The organism is Herbaspirillum frisingense GSF30 (assembly GCF_000300975.2).
GTDB classification, from domain to species: domain Bacteria; phylum Pseudomonadota; class Gammaproteobacteria; order Burkholderiales; family Burkholderiaceae_D; genus Herbaspirillum; species Herbaspirillum frisingense.
In genome coordinates this window covers 207,660-231,186 of record NZ_AEEC02000001.1, presented here as the reverse complement: position 1 = coordinate 231,186, position 23,527 = coordinate 207,660, and the positions used below count along the sequence as shown (strand labels likewise).

The window sequence follows — 23,527 nt, the reverse complement described above, 5'->3', positions numbered from 1 at the left end:
AGTCCGGCGCCCTGCCGAGGCAAAGATGCCGTAATCACAACAAAAACCGGCCCGGGCCGTCTCAGATATCGACCGGATCGACTTCCAGCGACCAGCGCGCGCGGGTCTTCATCTGCCGCAACAAGGCCAGCCATTCCTTGAGGAAAGCCTGCAGTGTCGGACGCGAGGGACATTCGATCAGCAATTGGGCACGCTCGACATTGGCCACCCGCATCATGGTCATCGGGATCGGTTCGTTGATGGTGATGGCCGGGGCGTCCAGCAAGCTGGCCGCTTCCTTCAGGAAACCCATGGCGATCTCCAGTTCGCGACCTTCGGCGCGCAACAGTGCCTGGTACATGAAGGGCGGGAAATGCGCCTGGCGCCGCTCGTCCAGCAATTCACCGGCAAAGCCATCGTAGTCGTGGCGGATCACGGCCTGGTACAGCGGGTGATGTGGATAGCGGGTCTGGATCAGCACTTCGCCCGAACTGCCATCGGCCGACAGCCCGGCACGGCCGGCGCGGCCGGCCACCTGCATCAGTTGCGCGAACAGGCGCTCGCTGGCGCGGTAGTCGTGCGAGAACAGGGCGGTGTCGGGATTGAGCACGCCCACCAGGGTGAGCTTTTTGAAGTCATGCCCCTTGGCCACCATCTGGGTGCCGATCAGGATATCGACCTCGCCCCGGTGCACGCTGTCGAAAGCGCTCTGGGCCGAGCCCTTGAGGCGGGTGGAGTCGGCATCGATGCGCAGGATGCGGGCCTCGGGGAAGATGCCATGCAGGCCCTCTTCGACCCGCTGGGTGCCGCGTCCCAACGGTTGCAGGTCGACGTTGCCGCAGGTCGGGCAGGCGCGTGGGATGTGCAGTTCCAGGCTGCAATGGTGGCAGCGCAGGCGGCGCTCGGGGCGATGCACCACCATGAAGGCATCGCAGCGCATGCAGTTGCTGATCCAGCCGCAGGCGTCGCAGGCCAGCACCGGCGCATAGCCACGCCGGTTGAGGAACAGCAGCGACTGCTCGCCCTGCTCCAGGCGCTTGCGCACGGCCGCGATCAGGGTCGAGGTCAGGCCGTCGACGGGCTTGTCGCGCTCCATGTCGATCACCTTGACGCTGGGCAGCACTGCCTGCAGGGCCGCGCGCTGGCGCAGTTCCAGGCGGCGGTAGCGGCCGGCCTGGGCGTGCTGCCAGGTTTCCAGCGAGGGTGTGGCCGAACCCAGCACCACCGGGATGCCCAGCTGGTGCGCACGCCAGACGGCCAGGTCGCGCGCGGAGTAGCGCAGACCTTCCTGCTGCTTGTAGGAGGGGTCGTGTTCCTCGTCGATGACGATGAGCTTCAGGGAGGGCAGCGACGACAGGATCGCCAGCCGCGTCCCCAGCACGATGTGCGCCTGCCCCAGGTGGGCCGCCAGCCAGTTGCGGGCACGCTCGCCCTCGGCCAGGCCGCTGTGCAGGGCGACCACCTTAAGATGCGGGAAACGTGCGCGGATGTTGCCTTCCAGCTGCGGAGTCAGGTTGATTTCCGGCACCAGCACCAGGATCTGGGCGGGGGCCGGCGTCGGCTGGCCAGGCTCAGGCGAACCGGATGAACTGGCCTGCTCTGCCGCGCGACGCAGGATGGTGGCGGCAGCCTGCAGGTAGACCTCGGTCTTGCCGCTGCCGGTGACGCCATACAGCAGCAACGGGGCGAAACCCTCGGCGCCGACGATCGCATCGACCGCCTGCTGCTGGGACGGATTCAGCGGCGGCGCGGCACCCAGTTGCAGCGGGTCCGGCGATGGGTCGGCCATCACAGGATCGACGATAGCTTCCTCCACCGTGGCGGCCACCGCCGCCTTTTTCCTGGACCTGGGCTTGGCCTTGGTGGCGGGCGCAAGCCGGCCCAGGGCCTTGAGTGCCTTGTCCAGCGCCACCGTGGTGAGGGCCCGCAGATTCTTGGGCAGCCCCGGCAGCATCACCTCACCCAGCGGACGCTGGTAGTAGTCGGCGGCAAAGCCGCACAGTGCCAGCCAATGCGCTGACATCGGCGGCAACTGGTGCCGCACGGCAATGACGTCCTTGATCTTGTCGGCCTGCAGGTCGGTCTGCGCATCCTGGCCGACGACCACGCCGACGGCTTCGCGGCGGCCGAAGGGGACCACCACCAGTTGGCCGATCGCCGGCAACGGCTCATCCGGCGAACTGGCCTTCCAGCGGTAATCAAAGACGGTATGCAGGGGCGTATCGAGCGCGACCTGAAGCAGACGTTGTTCCACGAACTTAATGTAAATCCTGAAAAACCGGCCTAAGCCCCGGTTTAATCGTCATTTTTCAACCTATCCACAAACCCTGTGGATAACTTTGGGGACAAATGCCTCTTGACATCGCCACGAGTAGACTGGGCGAGGCTTACGGCGCGCTGCCCAAATGCAGGGCAAAAAATTAGTCCAATAAAATCAATGACTTAAAATTTTTCGCCTTAGCACGGGAAAAAAATTTGCTTAGACGGTTTGTGCAAATGCGGCATGCCTTTTATGTGCATAAGTCCCGGTTTGCGGATCAGGCGAAGGGCATTTGTCAAGTGCTGGCTGACAAAAAAACCCTGGCTTTTTCCTGCACCGACCTGCGCGTACTGTCCTACAAACTTAAAGTAATTCTTCAAATACTTCGATAAGCGGCGGTTTTGTAAACGCTTTTGCCCATTATGCACAGCGCCTGTGGATAACTTTGTTGACAAGTGCCTCTTGACAAGTCCGAGAGCTAATACCACAGCGGCTTACGGACAGACCAGGCATTTATTCGAAAAAAATAAATCCATGAAAATCAAGGACTTACAAACACCGTCTTGCGCTTTCCGTTCATATTCCGATAAGTTTGATTCTCAATCAGAAAACGGCGGCGAATGTGTATAAGTCAGCTCCGACCGGCAAAGATGTGCATATTAACTTATCCCGCCGCACAGATATGAACAGATAACGACAGATACGCGCACGATCAGCCGCGCATGGCACGACTCATCTCGTGCACCGCCTGCGCCAGGGTCGCCACGGCTTGCGGCGGGGTGTGCTGGGAGATGCCATGGCCCAGATTGAAGACGTGGCCACTGCCGGGGCCAGGACGTCCGAATGACTCCAGCAGCTTGCGGACTTCGGCGCGGATGGCGTCGTCGCCGGCGAAGAGGACGTTGGGGTCCAGGTTGCCTTGCAGGGCGACCTTGTCGCCCACACGGCGCCGTGCGTCGCCCAGGTTGACGGTCCAGTCCAGGCCTACGGCGTCGGCGCCGATGGCGGCGATCTGCTCCAGCCACAGGCCACCGCCCTTGGTGAAGACAATCACCGGAATCTGCTGGCCATCCTGCTTGCGCTGGAGCTGGCTGACCACCTGCTGCATGTAGGCCAGGGAGAATTGCTGGTAGATGCCATCGGCCAACGCACCGCCCCAGGTATCGAAGATCATCACGGCCTGCGCACCGGCGGCAATCTGCGCATTCAGGTAGGCGGCTACCGCAGCGGCGTTGGTCTTGAGGATGTGATGCATCAGGTCAGGGCGGCTGTAGAGCATGCTCTTGACCAGGCGGAAATCGTCCGAGCCACCACCTTCGACCATGTAGCAGGCCAGCGTCCAGGGGCTGCCGGAGAAGCCGATCAGCGGAACCCGGCCATCGAGCTCGCGACGGATCTGGGTGACCGCCTTGAAGACGTAATCCAGGCGCTCCAGGTCCGGGGCCTGCAGCGCACGGATCGCGGCTTCATCGCGCAGGGGACGCTCGAACTTGGGACCCTCGCCCTCTGCGAAATAGAGACCCAGGCCCATGGCGTCGGGAACGGTGAGGATGTCCGAGAACAGGATGGCGGCGTCCAGGGGATAGCGTTCCAGCGGCTGCAGCGTGACTTCGGTCGCGTAGTCCGGGTTGGTCGCCAGGCCCATGAAGGAACCTGCGCGACTGCGGGTGGCGCGGTATTCGGGCAGGTAGCGGCCGGCCTGGCGCATCAGCCACAGCGGCGTGTAGTCGGTGGGCTGGCGCAACAAGGCTCGCAGGAAGGTATCGTTCTTCAGCGGAGCGAAGGTGGACTGAGAGGTGGACGGAGACGTGGAAGAAGACATGGTCGGCCTGCAATGCGCTCTGAGGACAATCCGGCATTATCGCATCCTACGGGCGGGGCTTCCGGGCTAATTGTCGCTATCGGCGTGCGCTGATATTGATGCAGGTCGTGGCAGCGGGTTTTGCTATGATGGCCCGGCTGGCGAAGTACTCGCCCAGCCGGCCTTTCAAATCAACAAGAACCGCACAAGAACCGAACAGAGATCGGGCCGATCCCGCGCAATCATCCACAAGGAGAATCCATGAAGAACACTATCCGCGCCGTCCTGCTGGCAGGTCTGGCTGTGCTGTCACTGACCTTGTCATCGGCCCGCGCCGAGGACAGCGTCCCGGCGTCGCGCCTGGACCAGGTACTCAAGGCCGGCAAGCTGCGCATCTGCATGACCGGCGACTACAGGCCCTTCACCTATTACCGGCCCGACCAGACCTTCGAAGGCATGGATGTGGAACTGGGGCAGGCGCTGGCCAAGTCGCTGGGCGTAGAGGCGCAGTTCGTCAAGACCACCTGGAGCACGCTGATGAACGACTTCATCGCCCAGTGCGACATCGCCATGGGTGGCGTCTCCATCACCCTGGACCGCGCCCGCAAGGCCGCCTTCTCGGAACCCACCATGGTGGATGGCAAGGCCCCCATCATCCGCTGTGCCGACAAGGACAAGTTCCGTAACTTCGACATGATCGACCAGCCGGGTACCCGCGCCATCGTCAATCCGGGCGGCACCAACGAGCGCTTCGCCCGTGCCCGCTACAAGCGCGCCACGCTCTTGCTGCACCCGGACAACGTGACGATCTTCCAGCAGATCGTGGATGGCAAGGCCGACGTGATGGTGACCGATGCCAGCGAAACCCTGTGGCAATCCAAGCTGCATCCTGAGCTTTGCCCGGTGACTCCGGACCAGCCGCTGCAGTTCGCCGAAAAAGCCTACCTGCTGCCGCGTGGCGATGTGGCCTTCAAGGCGTATGTGGACACCTGGCTGCACCTGGCCAAGGCCACTGGCGAATACCAGCAGATCTTCGACAAGTGGTTGAAGTAGTCCGCCGGCATCCCGATGGCCGGGCGCTCAGTCGAACTTGAGGTTCTTCAGTTCCGGCTTGGCATCGGGGAATTTCAGCTTCAGTTTCTGCAGTGTTTCCAGGACCACATTGGCCACCAGCAGGTTGCGATGGGTCTTGGAATCCGCTGGCACCACATACCAGGGCGCATGCAGGGTACTGGTGGCACGCAGCACCTCCTGATAGCGCTGCTGGTAGGCATCCCAGAACTTGCGCTCGGCCAGATCCTGGGGATCGAATTTCCAGTGCTTGTTGGGGTCGTCGATGCGGGATTGCAGGCGTGACTTCTGCTCGGCCTTGGAGATGTGCAGGAAGAACTTCAACACCACCGTCCCGGTTTCCCACAGCATGCGCTCGAAATCGTTGATCTGACGATAGCGGCGCTGGCATTCCTTGTCATCGATCCAGTCATGGACGCGGGTGATGAGCACGTCCTCGTAATGGCTGCGGTTGAACACCGCAATCTCCCCTGCTACCGGTACCTGCGCATGTACGCGCCACAGGTAATCGTGTGCCAGCTCGATGGCCGTCGGCCCCTTGAAGTTGGCGATGCGGATACCCTGGGGATTGACGGCGGCGAACACGTCATTGACGGTGCCATCCTTGCCGCTGGTATCCATGCCTTGCAGGATCACCAGCACCTTGTGCTTGTGACCGGCGTAGAGCATCTGCTGCTGCAGGCCGATCTTGGCGGCCAGGGCCTGGACAGTGGCCTTGTCCTTTTCCTTGTCGCCGCTGGAGAGGGGCTTGCTGGAGGCATCGCTCTCTTTCAGGACGAACTTGGGATGGACGGTGAATGGTGGGCCGATCTTCTTTGCCATGCTGTCTCGCTTTGTCGTTATCAGTGAATGTCCGTATTGCAGGTGGAGCCCTTTACAGCACGCCGTGCAATTCCCCCATGGCGTGCTCGATCTTGATGCACTTGTCCATGACGACCTTCAGGCCTGCGGCGCGGGCGCGGGCCGCCGCTGCTTCATTGACGATGTCCAGCTGCATCCAGACGCAGTCGGCACCGATGGCGATGGCTTCTTCCACCACCGGTGGGATGTCGGCCGACTTGCGGAAGCAATCCACGATGCTCACCCTCAGGCCCTGCCCCGCCAAGGCCGTGCTGGCCTCCTGCAAACTGGCGTGACACTGTTCGCCCAGTATGGTCTGCCCGGCGTACATGGGATTGACTGCAACGATGCGATAGCCCGCCGACTGCAGGTAGGCGGCAACGTCGAAGCTGGCCCGCTCGGGGCGGTTGGACAGTCCGACCACGGCGATGATGGGCTTGCCATTGACGCGTGAGGACAGGGCGGCGGAGGAAGAAGGCGAGACGGCTGAAGACATGTGTGCTCCTGCTGAGGATGAATGGGCGCTCGGGGCCCATATCATCTAAATGATTTACGCACGCCGATTTGGTTCGCCACGGCGCATCGAAGGGCTCACTTTACCCGAACATGAGCATGACGGCAGGCGTGCCGCCAGGCAGCTTGATACAGGTTAAGTAAGGCAGCCAGAAGGAGGTACGTCTGGGACGGGAAAGGTCGGCTTGCGCCGCAAGATGCAGTACAGCGTACGGCGACCGATTCGCGACGAGCATGGATGAGCATGAAAAAAGGCAGCCGAGGCTGCCTTTCGATTTACTGCATTCGTCCCCGCTGTGCGGGGACACGCCGAGTGATCAGCGCTTCTGACGCAACTTCTGGATCGCAGCCAGCTGTGCCACTGCGGCGGCCAGTTCGGCCTGGGCTGCGGCGTGGTCGATCTTGGAGTCGCGATTGACCAGCGCTTCCTCGGCCAGACGCTTGGCTTCGGCGGCCTTGGCTTCGTCCAGGTCGGCACCACGGATCGCGGTGTCGGCCAGCACGGTCACGGCGTCCGGCTGCACTTCCAGCAGGCCACCGGCCACGAACACGAATTCCTCGTGCGCCTGACCCGACACCTTGATACGGACAGCACCTGGCTTGATGCGCGTGATCAGCGGGGTGTGACGTGGGTAGATACCCAGCTCACCCGCTTCGCCCGGCAACGCGACGAATTCCGCCTCGCCGGAGAAGATTTCCTCTTCCGCCGAGACCACGTCCACGTGAATAGTATGTGCCATGTCGTTTCCTAGTCGATGGACCGCCACCGTGAAGGGTGGCGGCGCCGAAAATCAAAGAATGCTTCCCTGCCCTGCCTGCCCCGCCAAACAGCGGAACCGGCCGGAGCCGGTCAGTCTTAGTTGATCTTCTTGGCTTTTTCGATTGCTTCTTCGATGGTACCGACCATGTAGAACGCTTGTTCCGGCAGGTGGTCCAGTTCGCCGCTGGCGATCATCTTGAAGCCCTTGATCGTGTCCTTCAGCGAAACGTACTTGCCCGGGGACCCGGTGAACACTTCGGCGACGTGGAAGGGCTGCGACAGGAAACGTTGCATCTTACGTGCACGTGCCACCAGCAGCTTGTCTTCCGGAGCCAGTTCGTCCATGCCCAGAATCGCGATGATGTCACGCAGTTCCTTGTAGCGCTGCAGGGTACCCTGGACCGCGCGGGCGGTCTCGTAGTGTTCCTGGCCGACCACTTGCGGGTCCAGCTGGCGCGAGGTCGAGTCCAGCGGATCGACGGCGGGGTAGATACCCAGCGAGGCGATGTCACGGGACAGAACGACGGTCGAGTCCAAGTGGGCGAAGGTGGTTGCCGGCGACGGGTCGGTCAAGTCATCCGCAGGGACGTAGACGGCCTGGATCGAGGTGATCGAGCCGGTCTTGGTCGAGGTGATGCGCTCTTGCAGACGGCCCATTTCTTCGGCCAGCGTCGGCTGGTAGCCCACGGCGGACGGCATACGACCCAGCAGCGCGGACACTTCGGTACCGGCCAGGGTGTAACGGTAGATGTTGTCGACGAAGAACAGAACGTCCTTGCCTTCATCACGGAAGCCTTCGGCGATGGTCAGGCCGGTCAGCGCCACGCGCAGACGGTTGCCCGGCGGTTCGTTCATCTGACCGTAGACCATGGCCACCTTGGAGTTGGCCGGGTTTTCCAGGTCCACCACCTTGGCTTCTGCCATCTCGTGATAGAAGTCGTTACCTTCACGGGTACGCTCACCAACACCGGCGAACACGGACAGACCGCTGTGCGCCTTGGCGATGTTGTTGATCAGTTCCATCATGTTCACGGTCTTGCCGACACCGGCGCCACCGAACAGACCGACCTTACCACCCTTGGCGAACGGGCAGACCAGGTCAATCACCTTGATGCCGGTTTCCAGCAGCTCTTGCGACGGCGACAGTTCGTCGTATGCAGGTGCCTTGCGGTGGATCGAAGCGGTTTGCTCGTGCGAGACAGGACCGCATTCATCGATCGGGTTGCCCAGCACGTCCATGATGCGACCCAGGGTCGCAGTGCCGACCGGCACCGTGATTGCCTTGCCGGTGTTCGAGATGGTCAGGCCGCGGCGCAGACCGTCCGACGAACCGAGCGCAATGGTACGAACCACGCCGTCACCCAGCTGCTGCTGGACTTCCAGGGTCAGATCCGAACCTTCCAATTTCAAGGCATCGTAAACCTTGGGCATCGCATCGCGGGGAAACTCCACGTCCACCACAGCGCCGATACACTGAACGATTTTGCCATCAGCCATTTTCGTTCCTTCAATAGATAAAATTTAAATTCTGTTTCGCTGCGCTACGTTAGCTGATCAGCCAACTGCGGCCGCACCGGCGACGATTTCCGACAGTTCCTTGGTAATCGCGGCCTGACGAGTCTTGTTGTAGACCAACTTCAACTCGCCGATCACGCTACCGGCGTTGTCGCTCGCTGCCTTCATCGCCACCATGCGCGCCGATTGCTCGGACGCCATGTTCTCGGCGACGGCCTGATAGATCAGTGCTTCGACGTAACGCACCAGCAGCTCGTCCACCACGGATTGCACATCGGGCTCATAGATGTAGTCCCAGGAGTGCGCACCCTCGTCAGCCTTGAGCTTGTCGCTGGTCAGCGGCAGCAGCTGCTGCAGGGTGGCTTCCTGCTTCATCGTGTTGATGAACTTGGTGTACACCAGGTACACCGCGTCCAGCTTGCCTTCCTGGTAAGCGTCGAGCAGCACCTTGACGGGGCCGATCAGCTTTTCCAGGTGAGGCGTATCGCCCAGTTGCGTCACGTTGGCGGCCACGCGGGCGCCGATACGATTCAGAAAACCCAGACCCTTGTTGCCGATGGCGACGGTCTCGATGGACTTGCCTTGGCCTTCCAGTTCACGGAACTTGGTGGTCAACAGACGCAGCGAGTTGGTGTTCATGCCGCCGCACAGACCCTTGTCGGTCGTGACGACGATGAAACCAACGCGCTTGGCCGACTCCTGCTGGACCATGAACGGGTGCACGTACTCCGGATTGGCCTGCGACAGGTTGGCCGCAATGTTGCGGATCTTGTCGCTGTACGGGCGGGCTGCGTGCATCCGGTCCTGCGCCTTGCGCATTTTGGATGCAGCGACCATTTCCATCGCCTTGGTGATCTTCTTCGTATTTTCTACGCTCTTGATCTTGCCACGTATCTCTTTACCTGTAGCCATGAGTAAGACTCCTTATAGCTTCAGTAAAAATTAGTACGCGCCGGATTTCTTGAAGTCAGCGATGGCGGCCGCCAGGGCTGCTTCAGCATCCTTATCCAGTTGCTTGGTGTCTTCGATCTTCTTCAACAGGTCAGCGTGGCTGGTCTTCATGAAGTTGTGCAGACCGGCTTCGAAGGCCAGTATCTTCTTCACTTCGACGTCGTCCATGTAGCCCTTGTTGACGGCGAACAGGGTCACGGCCATGATCGAGATCGATTGCGGGGTGTACTGAGCCTGCTTCAGCAGTTCGGTCACACGTGCACCGCGGTCCAGCTGCTTGCGGGTGGCTTCGTCCAGGTCAGAAGCGAACTGCGCGAAGGCAGCCAGTTCACGGTACTGTGCCAGGTCGGTACGGATACCGCCGGACAGATTCTTGATGACCTTGGTCTGGGCAGCACCACCGACGCGCGACACCGAGATACCGGCGTTGATCGCAGGACGGATACCGGCGTTGAACAGCGAGGTTTCCAGGAAGATCTGGCCGTCGGTGATCGAGATCACGTTGGTCGGAACGAAGGCCGACACGTCACCCGCCTGGGTTTCGATGATCGGCAGTGCGGTCAGGGAACCGGTCTGGCCCTTGACTTCACCGTTGGTGAACTTCTCGACGTAGTCGGCGTTCACGCGGGCAGCACGTTCCAGCAGGCGGCTGTGCAGGTAGAACACGTCGCCAGGATAGGCTTCACGGCCCGGCGGACGGCGCAGCAGCAGCGACACCTGACGGTAGGCCACGGCTTGCTTGGACAGGTCGTCATAGACGATCAGGGCATCTTGACCGCGGTCGCGGAAGTATTCGCCCATGGCGCAACCCGAGTAGGCCGACACGTATTGCATCGCAGCCGATTCGGAGGCGGTAGCGGCCACGACGATGGTGTATTCCATCGCGCCGTGCGCTTCCAGTGCGCGCACCACGTTCTTGACCGACGAAGCCTTCTGGCCGATCGCGACGTAGATGCAGGTCATGTTCTGACCCTTTTGATTGATGATGGCGTCGATCGCGACAGCGGTCTTGCCGGTCTGGCGGTCACCGATGATCAGCTCGCGCTGGCCACGGCCGACGGGCACCATGGAGTCGATCGACTTCAGGCCGGTCTGCATCGGTTGCGACACGGACTGACGCGCGATCACGCCCGGAGCGATCTTTTCGATCGGGGCGGTCAGCTTGGCGTTGATCGGACCCTTGCCGTCGATCGGCTGGCCCAGTGCGTTGACCACGCGGCCCTTCAGTTCAGGACCGATGGGCACTTCCAGGATGCGGCCGGTGCACTTGACAACGTCGCCTTCGGAAATGTGTTCGTATTCGCCCAGGATAACGGCGCCCACCGAGTCACGCTCCAGGTTCAGCGCCAGGCCGAAGGTGTTGCCCGGGAATTCCAGCATCTCACCTTGCATCACGTCGGACAGACCATGGATACGGCAGATACCGTCGGACACGGAAATGACCGTGCCCTGATTGCGAATCTCAGCGGTATCGCCAAGGCCTTGGATCCGGCTCTTGATCAGCTCGCTGATTTCAGATGCGTTGAGTTGCATACTAACTCCTAAAAATTGTTCTTTCGCTTAGCCAGCCAGAGGCACTTACGCGGCCAGAGCAGCTTGCAGCTGCTGCAGCTTCGCGCGCACGGAGGTATCGAACACTTCATCGCCGACCACAACGCGCACACCACCGATCAGGCTGCTGTCCACCGTCACCGAAGGGTTCAGCTTGCGGCCGAACTTCTTCTCCAGTGCCGAGACCACATCCTTGACCTGGGCATCGCTGAGCTCGAAGGCGCTGACGATGTTGGCATCGGCCGAACCTTCCGATGCGTTCTTGAGCGCATGGAATTGTTGGGCGATTTCCGGCAGCAGCACCAGACGACCATTGTCAGCCAGCGTCTTGACGAAGTTCTGCGCCTCGATGGACAGCGGGGTCTTCAAGGCGGCAGCAAAGACGTCAGCCAGCTTGTCATGGGATACGGAAGGGTTCTGCGCCAGGGCCTGCACCTCAGGATGCGCTGCCACCTGGGCCATCTCGTCGACGAGATCGGACCAGGCCGCCAGGCTGCCTGCCTTGGCCACACGGAACAAGGCTTCAGCGTAAGGACGAGCGATCGTTGCGAGTTCGGCCATATTACAGCTCTGTCTTCAGTTGATTCAGCAAGTCGGCGTGGGCCGCAGCATTCACTTCGCGCTTGAGGATGTGTTCCGCGCCCTTGACGGCGAGCGTTGCGACCTGGCCGCGCAGTTCTTCACGCGCCTGGTTCACTTGCTGTTGGGCGTCGGCACGCGCAGCGGCGACGATGCGGGCTGCTTCTTCAGCGGCCGTCTTCTTCGCTTCTTCGATGATCAGCTGAGCGCGCTTTTCGGCTTCGCCGATACGCTTCTGGCCTTCATCACGTGCCGATGCCAGTTCGCCCTGGATGCGCTTTTCGGCGGCGGCCAGATCGGCCTTACCGCGGTCAGCGGCTGCCAGCCCGTCCGCAATCTTCTTGGCGCGTTCGTCGAGCGCCTTGATCAACGGCGGCCACACGAATTTCATCGTGAAGCCGGCGAGGATGAAGAAGACCACGAACTGCGCAATCAATGTTGCATTTAAGTTCACGGTAATTTCCTTCTCAGAATAACGAGTGCCGGAACCAATCGTCCGGCAGATGAGAATCGGCTATGAAGCGCGAATTACTTGGCGATGAACGGATTTGCGAATGCGAACAGCATGGCGATACCAACGCCGATCAGGAAGGCGGCGTCGATCAGGCCGGCCAGCAGGAACATCTTGGTTTGCAGGGTGTTCATCAGTTCAGGCTGACGTGCGGATGCTTCGAGGTACTTACCGCCCATGATCGCGATACCGATACAAGCGCCGATAGCACCCAGGCCAATGATCAAACCGCAAGCCAGAGCAACGAAAGAGACATCAGTCATGACAATTCCTTAAGAAAAGTTAATTAAATACAAAACCAAAAAAACAAACTGAAAAACAGGTACTGCAAGCCTTGTGTTAGTGCGCTTCGTGCGCCTGGCCCAGGTAAACCAGTGTCAACATCATGAAGATGAATGCTTGGAGCAACACGATCAGGATGTGGAAAATTGCCCAGATAGAACCGGCGATCACATGGCCGATGAAGCCGAATGCGGTCGCGGTCGATCCCAGCAATGCGATCAGCAGGAACAACAGTTCGCCTGCATACATGTTGCCGAACAGTCGCATGCCCAGGGACACGGTCTTGGCGGCGAATTCGATGATGTTCAGCAGCAGGTTGAACGGCGCCAGGTAGATGCCGAACGGTGCTGCGAACAGTTCGTGGATGAAGCCACCGGCACCCTTGATCTTGACGCTGTAATACAGCATCAGGGCCAGCACGCCCAGGGCGATGCCCAGGGTGCCGTTGAGGTCGGCGGTCGGAACGATGCGGTGGTGCATTTCACCCAGGCCGAACAGGCCCAGGATGCCGGAGGCCAGGTCCACCGGCAGGAAGTCCAGCGAGTTCATCAGGGCAACCCAGACGAACACGGTCAGTGCCACCGGAGCGATGAAGGTGCGGTCGCCATGCACGATGGCCTTGGACTGGTCTTCGACCATTTCCACGACCATCTCGACGAAGGCCTGGAAGCGGCCCGGCACGCCCGAGGTCGCCTTGCGGGCGGCCAGGAACATGAAGAAGCAGGCAATCACGCCGCAGAACACGGACCAGAAAATGGTGTCCACGTTCAGGATCGAGAAATCGACGATCTTGGTCTGGTGATGGGTGGAAAGGTGTCCGAGGTGGTGGACAATATATTCAGAGGCTGTCGGCGCGTGCTCAGCGGCTTCTACGGTCATGGTCGGTGTCTAAACAGTAAAATGAAATAACTCTTAAGCACCACGATGAAGCTCAGCAGAAATGCGAGCCAATTGACACCGTGGTACAACCAAACGGTCGCGCCCATGAGCGCAAACGTCGTAGCAATCTTGATAAATTCCCCGAAGAAAAAGGCCATCGGGTTGGTACCACCGGGTTTCTGTGCACTGACATGGAGTCGCAGGGCAAACAGGGCGTTGGGGACGACACAGCAAATCCCGCCCAGCAGAGCAGACCAAAGCGCCGAAAGTCCACCCAACATACCTGCGACCAAAGCAGCGACGACCGTGGTTACGAGCTGCAAGAGAATGATGCGCAGCATATCTATCCAATATCGTGCATGCGCCGCACCCCTTAAGGGCAGACGGCAGCCTAAAAGCCCGGCGATTATAAAGGTTCGTTTTCCGGTAAGTCAAACCTTTTGCGGCCAGATCGGGGCCTTATCTGGGGCACTTCGCGGCGAGTTGTGGCAAAAAGGCAGCCACTTCGATTTTTTGCACTGCAACAAGAACGATTGCTGATCCATGCATGGCAGCCATCCTCTTTTCGCGCGGAGCGGGTTCTCCCCTGCTGACTGTTTGTTCAGGTTTGCACAAGCTGCACTGAAATTGCTGGCAAGAATGCACAAAAGGCCAAAAACGGCGCCGGTTTTGCGAACAGCGCCCAATTTAATCAAAAATGTCCTGCAGGGCCAGAAAAATATCCCGCAAATTCAATGATTTACGGAAATTAGCCGGGCGCTCGCAATCGAGCGGCGATTGTACTGACATTTTGTCAGGAAGTTGGAAGTTGTCAGACGACCAAGCTCGCGTTCGAGGTCATATGTTGCAGCACAGCGAAGCAACTCAAGAAACGTGAGCCCGGACCGCGACGGGCAGGATCGGCCCGCCTGGCATGCAGTAGAAATACGGTCTTCAGATCAGGCCCAGGTTCAGGCCCTTGAGTGTGGCTGCAGCCCGCGTAGAACAATGCAGCTTGCGGAAAATGCTCTCCACGTGGGTACGCACCGTGGACGGGCTGATCTGCATCACCCGGGCGGCTTCCTTGTTGCTTTCACCAAGGCTGATGCGCCGCAACACCTCGACCTCGCGTTCCGACAGCAACCCTTTGCGGACTGGCGCAGGCAAGGAATTGCCGGCGGCGGCAGCGAGTACCCAGCGCACGGCATCGGCGTCGAACAGGCCGTCCGCCGCCTGCTGAGTGAGCAGGTCGGCAGCCTCGCCCATGGTCAACGCGGCCCGCCATGGGCGGCGGGCGCAGAGCGCGGCGTGGGCGGCAGCCACCGCCAGCAGGCGCGCGGGTTGGCCGAGGGTATCGCGGTCCAACCCGCGGAAATAGCCCGTGCCATCCAGGCGCTCATAGAGTTGGGAGGCCAGGGCCGTGTGCTCGCGCAGGGCCGGAATCAATGCGCCGGCGCGCGCCGTCCAGTAGGGTGCCAGGCGGATGCGCTCCCAGTCGTCCACGCCAGGACGCCCCGCGCGCTCCCAGATGGTGTTGGAAACGGAAACCCGACCGATGCCGTGGAGCAAGGCGGCACGCACCAGCCCTCGCTGTTGCAAGGGTGGCAGACCCGCCAGCGCGGCAGCCCGCGCCGCCAGTTCGCTGACGCGACGCGAATAACCTGTCAACCAGGGCAGCTTCAGTTCGATCAAGTCCGCCACGATGCTCAGCGGCACCTCATGGGCGGGCAGCTCACCAGAGGATGCCAGCGTGTCCTGCCCGTCCAGAGCAGCCAGCCATGCGCCGGCCTGCGCTGCCACGCGTTCTGCCAACGGTGCCGGGTATTTGATGCCGCCGGAGGCAAGCACCATGCGGATGGCACTGTCGGTACCGTGCGTGCGGCCCAGGATGTCGAGGTCGCCCGCCAGGCTGGTGTAATACACCAGCGCCGGCACCTGGTCGCCGCTCAGTTGTTGTGGCGCCCCGCTGCCGTCGAAGTGCTCCCAGACATGGCGCAGTCCGGCCTCCACCGCGGGCGGCAGGCCCAGCATGCCGGCCACATCGCCGGCGACCTCGCAATGGATGCGCGCCAGCGGTTCGATATTGGAAAAGGTCAGCGGATGGTCTGGCGGCAAGCCATGACGCAGCATGGCCTCCCGACCACCAACGTCGTCGCCCAGCAGGTTGGCGAAACCTGCGGCATTGGCGGTGCAGCCCGACCAGCGCAGCAAGGCCACCAGGCGCGCATGCAGGATGTCTTGCGCACCGGCGCCGTCCAGCTGTGCCACCTGGGCCGCCAACCGTGCGGCCCGCTGCGACTGGGCGGGGGGCTGCCCCATGCTGAGATCACCCACCAGCGCCAGGACATGCACTGCCACCTCGGCGGAAATCATCGGAACACCGCAGGCAAGCGGATCGGAGGCAGCCAGATCGCTGGCTGGGGCAGGCGCGGCACTGCCGGATGAAATGACGTCGGGAAGCATCCCGACACTGTAGCGGCAACTCCGAGCGTGAGGCAATCAACTCTTCGGTTAATGGGCAGGGCCGGCATGAGGGGCCACTATCGCCGCGCACACCCGCTGCCACCCCGGGTCGGTCAATTGACCGATACCGGTGGCCGGAGCGCATTCCTATACTGGCCTCACTAAACGAACACCCCAACCACCTTCCCAAGGAGAACACCATGAAAGCAACTTCCCGCCTCTTCAGCCTCAAGACCGGCCTCGGCATGCTCGCCGTCGCCGCCGCCTTCACCGGCAGCAGCGCCATGGCTGCCGAACCTGCCGAAAAGCCATCGGTGGTGATCGTCCACGGCGCCTTCGCCGACGGCTCCGACTGGGCCAAGGTGATCCCGCTGCTGCAAGCCAAGGGTATCAAGGTCACTGCCGTGCAGAATCCGCTGACCTCGCTGGCCGACGACGTGGCTGCAGCCAAGCGCGCCATCGACAACCAACCGGGCAAGGTGGTGCTGGTCGGCCACTCCTGGGGCGGCACCGTAATCACCGAGGCCGGCAACAATGACAAGGTCGCCAGCCTGGTGTATGTGGCCGCCTTCGCACCGGACGCCGGCCAGGCCACGGGCGATCTGGGCAAGGACCTGCCGGTTCCCCCGGGCATTGCCAAGCTGTCCGTGGACAAGGCCGGCTTCGCCAGCTTGCCGCCGGCCGCTCTGGCCGCTGACTTTGCCCAGGATGTGCCGGCCAAGCAGGCTGCCGTGATGGCCGCGACCCAAGGTCCGATCACCCTGAAAGCCTTCGGCGACAAGGTCGAGACCGCCGCCTGGAAGACCCGTCCCAGCTGGTACATCGTCAGCAAGAACGACCGCATGATCCAGCCCGACCTGGAACGCGCCTTCGCCAAGCAGATCAACGCCAAGACCACCGAACTGCCGACCAGCCATGTGCCGCAGCAATCGCGTCCGGCCGACGTGGCCAAGGTGATCCTGGATGCCGTGGCGGCCACCAAGTAAGCAGGCTGCCCCGGCTGCTTCGGCCGGGGCAGGGGCACACCGGCTGCCTTGCCGGATTTCAGCGCATGCAGACCGAGCCGGCGGGCGATTGCGTCCAAATGCTGCGAACCGGCCTGCGACTCTGACATAATCGCGCTATCCCGCACCAATCAACAGGACCAGCATGATTACCCTCGTCAACCTGCAGGTGGTCTGCCGCCGTCAACCCTGCTGAACCGGGCCGCCCCATGATTTTCATCACTGGCGGTGCCGGCTTCATCGGCAGCAACTTCATCCTCGACTGGTTGACGCAGAGCACGGCCGAACCCGTGCTCAACATCGACAAGCTGACCTACGCCGGCAATCCCTATAACCTGGATGCGGTCGAGAAAGATACGCGCTATGCCTTCGTGCAAGCCGACATCTGCGATGAGACAGCGATAGCTACCTTGCTCTCGCGTTACCGCCCACGCGCGATCATTCACTTCGCCGCCGAAAGCCACGTCGATCGTTCCATCCGCAGTCCCGACGAGTTCATCCGTACCAACGTCAATGGCACCTTCAATCTGCTCAACAGGGCGTTGCAGTATTGGCTGACGCTGCCGGGTCCGGAAAAAACGGACTTCCGCTTCCTGCACATCTCCACCGATGAAGTCTATGGCAGCCTGGCGCCGGAAGATGCGCCATTTACGGAAGCTTCACCGTATGCGCCCAATAGTCTCTACTCGGCTTCCAAGGCGGCATCCGACCATCTGGTGCGGGCCTATCATCAAACCTATGGCTTGCCGACACTGACCACCAACTGCTCCAACAACTACGGTCCCTTTCACTTCCCGGAAAAGCTGATCCCGCTGGTCATTTCCAACGCTCTCGCGGGAAATCCCCTTCCTGTCTACGGCGACGGCATGCAGATCCGGGACTGGCTGTTCGTGACCGATCACTGTGCCGCATTGCGAACAGTTCTGGCCAACGGTACGGTAGGCGGGACTTACAACATCGGTGGGGGCAACGAACATACCAATCTGCACGTGGTGCACACCCTCTGCGATATCCTGGATGAACTGGCGGCGCGACCGCAGGGCAGCTATCGCGACCTGATCACCTTCGTCAAGGACCGGCCCGGACATGATCGTCGCTATGCCATCGACGCCGGAAAGATCAAATGCGAACTGGGCTGGCAACCTGCGGAATCCTTCGAGACCGGCATCCGCAAAACGGTGCAGTGGTATCTGGCGCATGGTGAATGGGTACGCCAGGTGCGCTCGGGCGATTACCTGAACTGGCTGCGGCAGCAATACGGCGATCATCCACCGGGAGCACTGATATGAGCGATACGACCCCGCCGGTGCGCCGCAAGGGCATCATCCTCGCCGGAGGCTCTGGCACGCGGCTTTACCCGGCCACCCAGGTTGCCTCCAAACAGCTCATGCCGATCTACGACAAGCCGATGGTGTACTACCCGCTATCGAGCCTGATGCTGGCCGGCATCCGAGATATCCTGCTCATTTCCACTCCGCGCGATACGCCGCGCTTTGCCGAACTGCTGGGAGACGGCCAGCAATGGGGCCTGCAGATCCGCTATGCGGTACAGGCCTCGCCCGACGGACTGGCGCAGGCTTTCCTGATCGGCCAGGATTTCATCGGCAATGATCCTTGTGCGCTCATTCTGGGAGACAACATATTCTACGGACGCGACCTGGAACCGCCGATGCGCCAGGCCAATGCCCGCACCGATGGCGCGACCATCTTTGCCTACCATGTACAGGATCCGGAACGCTACGGTGTGGTCGAATTCGACCCGTCACGCCGGGTAATCGGCATCGAAGAAAAACCGGCGCAGCCGAAATCCAATTTCGCAGTGACCGGCCTCTACTTCTACGACAACCAGGTGGTCGACATTGCCCGCACCATCCGCCCCTCGGCACGTGGGGAGCTGGAAATCACCGATATCAACCGCAGCTACCTGGCAAGTGGGCAATTGCATGTGGAACTGATGGGACGCGGCATCGCCTGGCTCGATACCGGCACCCATGAATCGCTGCTGGATGCAGGCCAGTTCATCGCCACCATCGAGAAGCGTCAGGGCCTGAAAGTCGCCTGCCCGGAAGAGATCGCCTATCGTCGAGGCTATATCGATGCCCTCCAGCTGGAGAGGCTTGCCGAGCCGTTGAAGAACAATGCCTATGGCAAGTATCTGCTTCAGCTGCTGACCGAAATGAGTTATTAACTGCCATCGCGGCTACCATTCCATGCTGGTCACCCCCACTCCCCTAGCGGGCCTGATGCTGATCCGACCCCAGGTCTTCAGCGACAGTCGCGGCTTCTTCTACGAAAGCTTCAACGAGCACGACTTCCGCGCACGGACCGGGGCCGATGTCCGTTTCGTACAGGATAACCACTCCCTCTCCGCGCGCGGCGTCGTGCGCGGTCTGCACTACCAGCTCCCGCAGGCACAGGGCAAGCTGGTGCGGGTCACCCGGGGTGCAGTGCTGGATGTAGTGCTTGATATCCGTCGCAGTTCGCCTACTTTCGGTCAGTGGTTCAGCCAGGTGCTGAGCGCAAGCAACAAGCTGCAACTCTGGCTGCCGGCGGGATTCGCGCATGGATTCTCGGTCCTGGAAGATGAGACCGAATGCCTTTACAAGACCACCGATTACTGGGTGCCGGAACAGGAACACACCATTCTCTGGAATGACCCGGCGTTGGCTATCGATTGGCAACTGCAAGGGGAACCCATCCTGTCCGACAAGGATAGAAACGGGATTCCGCTGGCGCAGGCCGCGGTGTTCGAATGAAGCGCTTGCGCATCCTGCTCACTGGCGCATCGGGGCAGGTGGGCCAAGCGTTGGCGCAACGACTGCATGGCGAAGAATTATTCACTCCCACACGCTCTGAGCTGAATCTTGAAGACAGTGCGGCCGTCCTCCGCTACGTGGACCGGACCCGGCCCGACCTGATCATCAATCCGGCGGCCTACACTGCTGTCGACAAGGCCGAAAGCGAACCTGCGGTGGCCATTGCCATCAACGCCGTCGCCCCCCGGGTACTGGCGCGCGCGGCCCGGCACCACGGTATAGGGCTGATTCACTTCTCGACCGATTATGTGTTTGATGGCATGCAGTCTGAACCCTACCGGGAAGATGACCTGACGGCACCACTGAACATCTACGGTCGCAGCAAGCGGGATGGTGAGATCGCCGTACTGGAAGAGTGCGATGCCGCCTGGATACTGCGAACGAGCTGGGTCTATTCTGCCCACGGCCGCAATTTCCTGAACACCATCCTGCAACTTGCGCAGCAGCGCAGGCAGTTGAACATCGTTGCCGACCAGTGGGGAGCGCCGACCTGGGCTCGCACAATAGCGGACGTCGTAGCGCGCATGCTGGGGGACGACGGCAGGATGGCGCTGCACGCTCGCATGCAACACACCCGCGGCGTGTATCACCTCAGCTCGCGCGGCGCCACCAACTGGCAGCAGTACGCCTGCCGCATTGTGGAAGCCATGCCTGCCATGGGCCTGCAAGCACAGCTATCGCCCGCCGAGGTGGCACCCATTTCCAGTGCGGCGTATCCGACGCCGGCGCAACGTCCGAGCAATTCTCGCTTGTGCACGGACAAGCTCACGCGCGTTTTCGGCATCACCCTTCCCGACTGGGACCAGGCGCTGGATGAGTGTCTGCGCGAAATGAAACAAGAAATGGGACAAGACTAAGCGTCAATGCCGTGCGGCGCATCCGCAGCCTGCAGGCTGAGAGACATATCAAACATCTCACAATGTCGACCTGCGCCGGCTGGACATTGATATCGCGCAAAGTATTTGCCGTATAAGCAAAGGATAATATTTCCCAGCAGAATACGTTGCAGTTTTGATAATTTTGTATCGCGTGGGTGTCTGCTTTGCCGGAATGACCAATCCTTTTCCAGACTGGCTGAAGGCGCTTCCGGACAGGACGGCCCTACATTGCAGGGCACAGGGCGGCGGGCAGGTGACGGCGAAGGGGGGGAAAGTGGCGCGGCTGGCGGGGATCGAACCCACGACCCTTGGCTTCGGAGGCCAATACTCTATCCACTGAGCTACAGCCGCGCTGACGGGGCGAACCCCGGAAAGGCCTGAAGGATACCCCCTTTCCCTCTGGACGTCCATGGCACTGGCGGTTTTTCCGTGTCAAACGGAAAGCATTGTGACTATAATCAAGAGTTCGGCGAGAGAGCGCAATGAAAGCCCTGCCTGATCCTAGTTCCACGCAATGCCAGGCGATACAAAGGGAACCGACGTTTTCCGCCCCAATTTCGAGGAAACATTACGGAGGGACGCCAATGAGCTCAGCTCAGCATGAACACGAGTCGGCAATCAAGACTCCCAAGCAATTGATCGCAGCGGTAGTCGCGGGTTTTATGGTCCCCATCGTGTGCATCGTGCTACTGGTGCAGTACGTGACCAACGGCCAGAAGACCGGTGCCGGCTCCGACAGTCAGACGCCCGAGATGATCGCGGCGCGCATCAAGCCCGTCTCCGATGACGGCTTCACTTTCCGCGATGCCAACGGCCCCAAGCAACTGCTTTCGGGCGAAGAAGTCTACAAGACCACCTGTGCCGCCTGCCATGGCGCCGGCGTGGCAGGTGCCCCCAAGGTGGGCGATGCCGCTTCCTGGCAAGCCCGGATCGCACAAGGCTATGACACCCTGGTCACGCACGCCATCAACGGTCTGCGCGCCATGCCCGCCAAGGGTGGCAATCCGGACCTGGACGATGTGGAAATCCAGCGTACCGTGGCCTACATGGCCAACCAGTCCGGTGGCAAGTTCAAGGAACCGGAAGCAAAGGCGCCCGCCGCCGCTGAAGGTGCCGCACCCGCTGCAGACGCACCTGCCAAGTAAGACCTGCATCCCGCCGGAAATCATGCGTCCGCAAAAAAAATCCCCGAATCGAATTCGGGGATTTTTCATTTGCGGCCGCCCTGTCATGCTGCCAAGGCGCCAGTTGCCGGTGGTGCGCATGGCACCTTCCGGCTGGTCATCTCAAGCTCAATAACGCGGCGGAGGCGGCGGGGGATAGCCACCCGGCGCATAGCCTGCCGGAGCTTGCTGGGCGGGTGCTGCAGCCTGTTGCTCGGCCACGAAGATTTCCACGCGGCGGTTCTTGGCGCGGTTGGCATCCGAATTGTTGGGCACCAGCGGCTCATGTGAACCACGACCCATGATCACGAAACGATTGGCCGCTACGCCGCGCGAGCTCAGGTAGTCGCGGGTACGGGCTGCACGCTGTTGCGACAGCGGGTCGTTGATGGCATCACTGCCGGTGTTGTCGGTGTGGCCAACGATGGTGACCGTGGTCGCCGGATTTTCCACCAGCGTGGCGGCGAAGCGATCCAGCACCGGACGCATCTCGGGCTTGATGTCGGCACGACCCGTATCAAAGGAGATGTCACTCGGGATTTCCAGCTTCAGGCGGTTGTCCGCAGTCTGGGTGACCTGCACGCCAGTGCCCTGGGTTGCCTGTTCCATGGCGCGCTTCTGGTTTTCCATACGGTTGGACCAGATGTTGCCCGCTACCGCGCCGATGGCGCCACCAATGGCCGCACCACCCAGGGCGCGTCCGCCGCCACCACCACCGGTGGCTGCGCCGATGATGCCACCCAGGCCGGCGCCGATACCTGCACCGGTAGCCGTGCCACGTTGCGTCGGGCTCATGTCGGCGCAGCCGGAGAGCGCCAGCACACCGGCGATCGCCGCAATGGAGAGTTTCTTCATGTCATGTCCTTTCTTGTCTTTTAGGGCCTGTTCACATTTAATCTACGAGTGCGAGAGGTCGCCAAGCGTTGACTGCCTAGGCGCAGCGACGCGCCGTAGTGGTCCTACGGCAAGGAGCTGCAACAACGGCAGGCGACGCTTGGCGGCCTCTCCCGGAGGGTTGGCGCCAGAAGGCGCGCTGGCGGCGTTGCACGTCAGGACTGGTGGCACCACCACCAGCCCTGACGCGCGCCTTGCCACCACGCCTTCTGGCGCCAACGCATCTCGCAGATTAAATGTGAACAGGCCCTAGTCTTGTTGTCCGGGCCATCGGCCGGTCTTCCTCAGAGCATTCGCCGGCCCGATATGTTCCTGCTCGGGAGATGCACCCGCCAAATTACAAAGGCATCCGGATGAACGGATGCCTTTGGGTGAAACGGCCGGTGCAAACAGAACCAAGCAGAACTAGTCAGGCTGGGACGGTCCTTCCAGTTCCACCGTCCCGTTGCCGCCCGACCCGCCGCGCTGGCTGAAATAATAGGCCAGCCCACCCACGGCGGCGATGACGCCTCCCATCATCAGCGGCTTGCGCAGCCAGCGACGCGACAGCAGCGAAGCACCTGTCATCAGCAATGGCGTCACCGTCTGCAGATTCAGGCTGCCCAGCCCGCCGCTGCTGATCGACTTGATCGACTGCACCGTCTTGCCGCCGCCAAACAGCGAAGCGGCAAAATGGCCAACGCGGCTCAAGGCCCCCTTGGCCAGCGACTCGGCGCTGAGATTTTCGCGCACCACCTCACGCGACTCCATCACACCCAGCCGATACAGCGCACCCTGCGCCAGTACCTTGCGCTTGCGCTCCTCATGGGTCATGCCGTGATCCAGGTCTGTCATGCTG

General features: G+C 61.3%; 23 protein-coding genes and 1 tRNA gene. 7 read left to right on the top strand and 17 right to left on the bottom strand.

The annotated features are described in order from the left end of the window. Nucleotides 1–61 precede the first annotated feature (61 nt). Together HFRIS_RS01060 and hemE are read right to left on the bottom strand one after the other, a co-directional pair. Entirely contained in the window at nucleotides 62–2,233 is a 2,172-nt protein-coding gene (locus HFRIS_RS01060) for a primosomal protein N' (RefSeq protein WP_006461345.1), read from the bottom strand. Nucleotides 2,234–2,951: 718 nt separating this feature from the next. After that, nucleotides 2,952–4,061: a uroporphyrinogen decarboxylase gene (gene hemE / locus HFRIS_RS01055; RefSeq protein ID WP_039873801.1), complete on the bottom strand. Its 1,110-nt coding sequence runs from the start codon at nucleotides 4,059–4,061 to the stop codon at nucleotides 2,952–2,954. 240 nt (nucleotides 4,062–4,301) lie between these two features. Between hemE and HFRIS_RS01050 the strand changes: the two genes are divergently transcribed. Next, nucleotides 4,302–5,093, top strand: coding sequence for a transporter substrate-binding domain-containing protein (locus tag HFRIS_RS01050; RefSeq protein WP_006461343.1), 792 nt, complete (start codon nucleotides 4,302–4,304; stop codon nucleotides 5,091–5,093). A gap of 27 nt (nucleotides 5,094–5,120) precedes the next feature. Here the strand turns inward: HFRIS_RS01050 and HFRIS_RS01045 are convergent, their stop codons facing one another. The 12 genes from HFRIS_RS01045 to HFRIS_RS00990 form a co-directional block, all read right to left on the bottom strand. Next, a complete protein-coding gene (locus tag HFRIS_RS01045; protein ID WP_006461342.1) occupies nucleotides 5,121–5,933 on the bottom strand; it encodes a polyphosphate kinase 2 family protein in 813 nt (270 codons plus the stop codon). Between the two features lie 52 nt (nucleotides 5,934–5,985). Next, complete coding sequence (locus HFRIS_RS01040; protein ID WP_006461341.1) at nucleotides 5,986–6,447, bottom strand: CoA-binding protein; 462 nt, start codon at nucleotides 6,445–6,447, stop codon at nucleotides 5,986–5,988. 334 nt (nucleotides 6,448–6,781) lie between these two features. Continuing rightward, nucleotides 6,782–7,204 (bottom strand): F0F1 ATP synthase subunit epsilon, encoded by a 423-nt coding sequence (locus HFRIS_RS01035; protein ID WP_006461340.1) that lies wholly within the window; start codon nucleotides 7,202–7,204, stop codon nucleotides 6,782–6,784. 116 nt (nucleotides 7,205–7,320) lie between these two features. Continuing rightward, on the bottom strand, nucleotides 7,321–8,721 hold the full coding sequence (gene atpD, locus HFRIS_RS01030; protein ID WP_006461339.1) for a F0F1 ATP synthase subunit beta: 1,401 nt from the start codon (nucleotides 8,719–8,721) through the stop codon (nucleotides 7,321–7,323). A 57-nt stretch (nucleotides 8,722–8,778) separates the two neighbouring features. Further along, a complete protein-coding gene (gene atpG / locus HFRIS_RS01025) occupies nucleotides 8,779–9,651 on the bottom strand; it encodes a F0F1 ATP synthase subunit gamma (RefSeq protein WP_006461338.1) in 873 nt (290 codons plus the stop codon). A gap of 30 nt (nucleotides 9,652–9,681) precedes the next feature. Next, nucleotides 9,682–11,223: a F0F1 ATP synthase subunit alpha gene (atpA, locus tag HFRIS_RS01020; protein WP_006461337.1), complete on the bottom strand. Its 1,542-nt coding sequence runs from the start codon at nucleotides 11,221–11,223 to the stop codon at nucleotides 9,682–9,684. Nucleotides 11,224–11,268: 45 nt separating this feature from the next. Next, complete coding sequence (locus HFRIS_RS01015; RefSeq protein ID WP_006461336.1) at nucleotides 11,269–11,802, bottom strand: F0F1 ATP synthase subunit delta; 534 nt, start codon at nucleotides 11,800–11,802, stop codon at nucleotides 11,269–11,271. Between the two features lies 1 nt (nucleotide 11,803). After that, complete coding sequence (locus tag HFRIS_RS01010; protein ID WP_006461335.1) at nucleotides 11,804–12,274, bottom strand: F0F1 ATP synthase subunit B; 471 nt, start codon at nucleotides 12,272–12,274, stop codon at nucleotides 11,804–11,806. Between the two features lie 74 nt (nucleotides 12,275–12,348). Further along, a complete protein-coding gene (atpE, locus tag HFRIS_RS01005; protein ID WP_006461334.1) occupies nucleotides 12,349–12,594 on the bottom strand; it encodes a F0F1 ATP synthase subunit C in 246 nt (81 codons plus the stop codon). Nucleotides 12,595–12,670: 76 nt separating this feature from the next. Continuing rightward, entirely contained in the window at nucleotides 12,671–13,492 is an 822-nt protein-coding gene (gene atpB, locus HFRIS_RS01000; RefSeq protein WP_006461331.1) for a F0F1 ATP synthase subunit A, read from the bottom strand. Beyond that, nucleotides 13,489–13,833 carry an ATP synthase subunit I gene (locus HFRIS_RS00995; RefSeq protein WP_006461330.1) on the bottom strand — a complete coding sequence of 115 codons (345 nt, stop codon included), beginning with the start codon at nucleotides 13,831–13,833 and terminating at the stop codon, nucleotides 13,489–13,491. The genes atpB and HFRIS_RS00995 overlap by 4 nt, the downstream gene beginning before the upstream one ends. Nucleotides 13,834–14,425: 592 nt before the next feature. Then, nucleotides 14,426–15,934: an HD domain-containing phosphohydrolase gene (locus tag HFRIS_RS00990; RefSeq protein WP_006461329.1), complete on the bottom strand. Its 1,509-nt coding sequence runs from the start codon at nucleotides 15,932–15,934 to the stop codon at nucleotides 14,426–14,428. Nucleotides 15,935–16,134: 200 nt separating this feature from the next. Here HFRIS_RS00990 and HFRIS_RS00985 point away from each other — a divergent pair, with 200 nt between their 5' ends. The 5 genes from HFRIS_RS00985 (at nucleotide 16,135) to rfbD (ending at nucleotide 20,611) form a co-directional block, all read left to right on the top strand. Further along, on the top strand, nucleotides 16,135–16,920 hold the full coding sequence (locus HFRIS_RS00985; RefSeq protein WP_006461328.1) for an alpha/beta fold hydrolase: 786 nt from the start codon (nucleotides 16,135–16,137) through the stop codon (nucleotides 16,918–16,920). 227 nt (nucleotides 16,921–17,147) lie between these two features. Next, on the top strand, nucleotides 17,148–18,227 hold the full coding sequence (gene rfbB / locus HFRIS_RS00980) for a dTDP-glucose 4,6-dehydratase (RefSeq protein WP_006461327.1): 1,080 nt from the start codon (nucleotides 17,148–17,150) through the stop codon (nucleotides 18,225–18,227). Beyond that, nucleotides 18,224–19,126, top strand: a complete 903-nt coding sequence (gene rfbA / locus HFRIS_RS00975; RefSeq protein WP_039873790.1) for a glucose-1-phosphate thymidylyltransferase RfbA — start codon at nucleotides 18,224–18,226, stop codon at nucleotides 19,124–19,126. The genes rfbB and rfbA overlap by 4 nt, the downstream gene beginning before the upstream one ends. A gap of 22 nt (nucleotides 19,127–19,148) precedes the next feature. After that, entirely contained in the window at nucleotides 19,149–19,694 is a 546-nt protein-coding gene (rfbC, locus tag HFRIS_RS00970) for a dTDP-4-dehydrorhamnose 3,5-epimerase (RefSeq protein ID WP_039873788.1), read from the top strand. Beyond that, nucleotides 19,691–20,611 carry a dTDP-4-dehydrorhamnose reductase gene (gene rfbD, locus HFRIS_RS00965; RefSeq protein WP_006461324.1) on the top strand — a complete coding sequence of 307 codons (921 nt, stop codon included), beginning with the start codon at nucleotides 19,691–19,693 and terminating at the stop codon, nucleotides 20,609–20,611. Before rfbC ends, rfbD begins: the two co-directional genes overlap by 4 nt. 296 nt (nucleotides 20,612–20,907) lie before the next feature. Here the strand turns inward: rfbD and HFRIS_RS00960 are convergent. Beyond that, nucleotides 20,908–20,983: transfer RNA gene (locus HFRIS_RS00960), tRNA-Arg, on the bottom strand. Nucleotides 20,984–21,216: 233 nt separating this feature from the next. Here HFRIS_RS00960 and HFRIS_RS00955 point away from each other — a divergent pair. Further along, nucleotides 21,217–21,777, top strand: coding sequence for a c-type cytochrome (locus tag HFRIS_RS00955; protein ID WP_006461323.1), 561 nt, complete (start codon nucleotides 21,217–21,219; stop codon nucleotides 21,775–21,777). Between the two features lie 147 nt (nucleotides 21,778–21,924). On the opposite strand, the gene HFRIS_RS00950 is transcribed toward HFRIS_RS00955, so the two are convergent. After that, nucleotides 21,925–22,650: a YiaD family glycine zipper/OmpA-like lipoprotein gene (locus HFRIS_RS00950; protein WP_006461322.1), complete on the bottom strand. Its 726-nt coding sequence runs from the start codon at nucleotides 22,648–22,650 to the stop codon at nucleotides 21,925–21,927. A gap of 444 nt (nucleotides 22,651–23,094) precedes the next feature. After that, nucleotides 23,095–23,523 carry a hypothetical protein gene (locus tag HFRIS_RS00945; RefSeq protein ID WP_039873896.1) on the bottom strand — a complete coding sequence of 143 codons (429 nt, stop codon included), beginning with the start codon at nucleotides 23,521–23,523 and terminating at the stop codon, nucleotides 23,095–23,097. Between the last annotated feature and the right edge of the window lie 4 nt (nucleotides 23,524–23,527).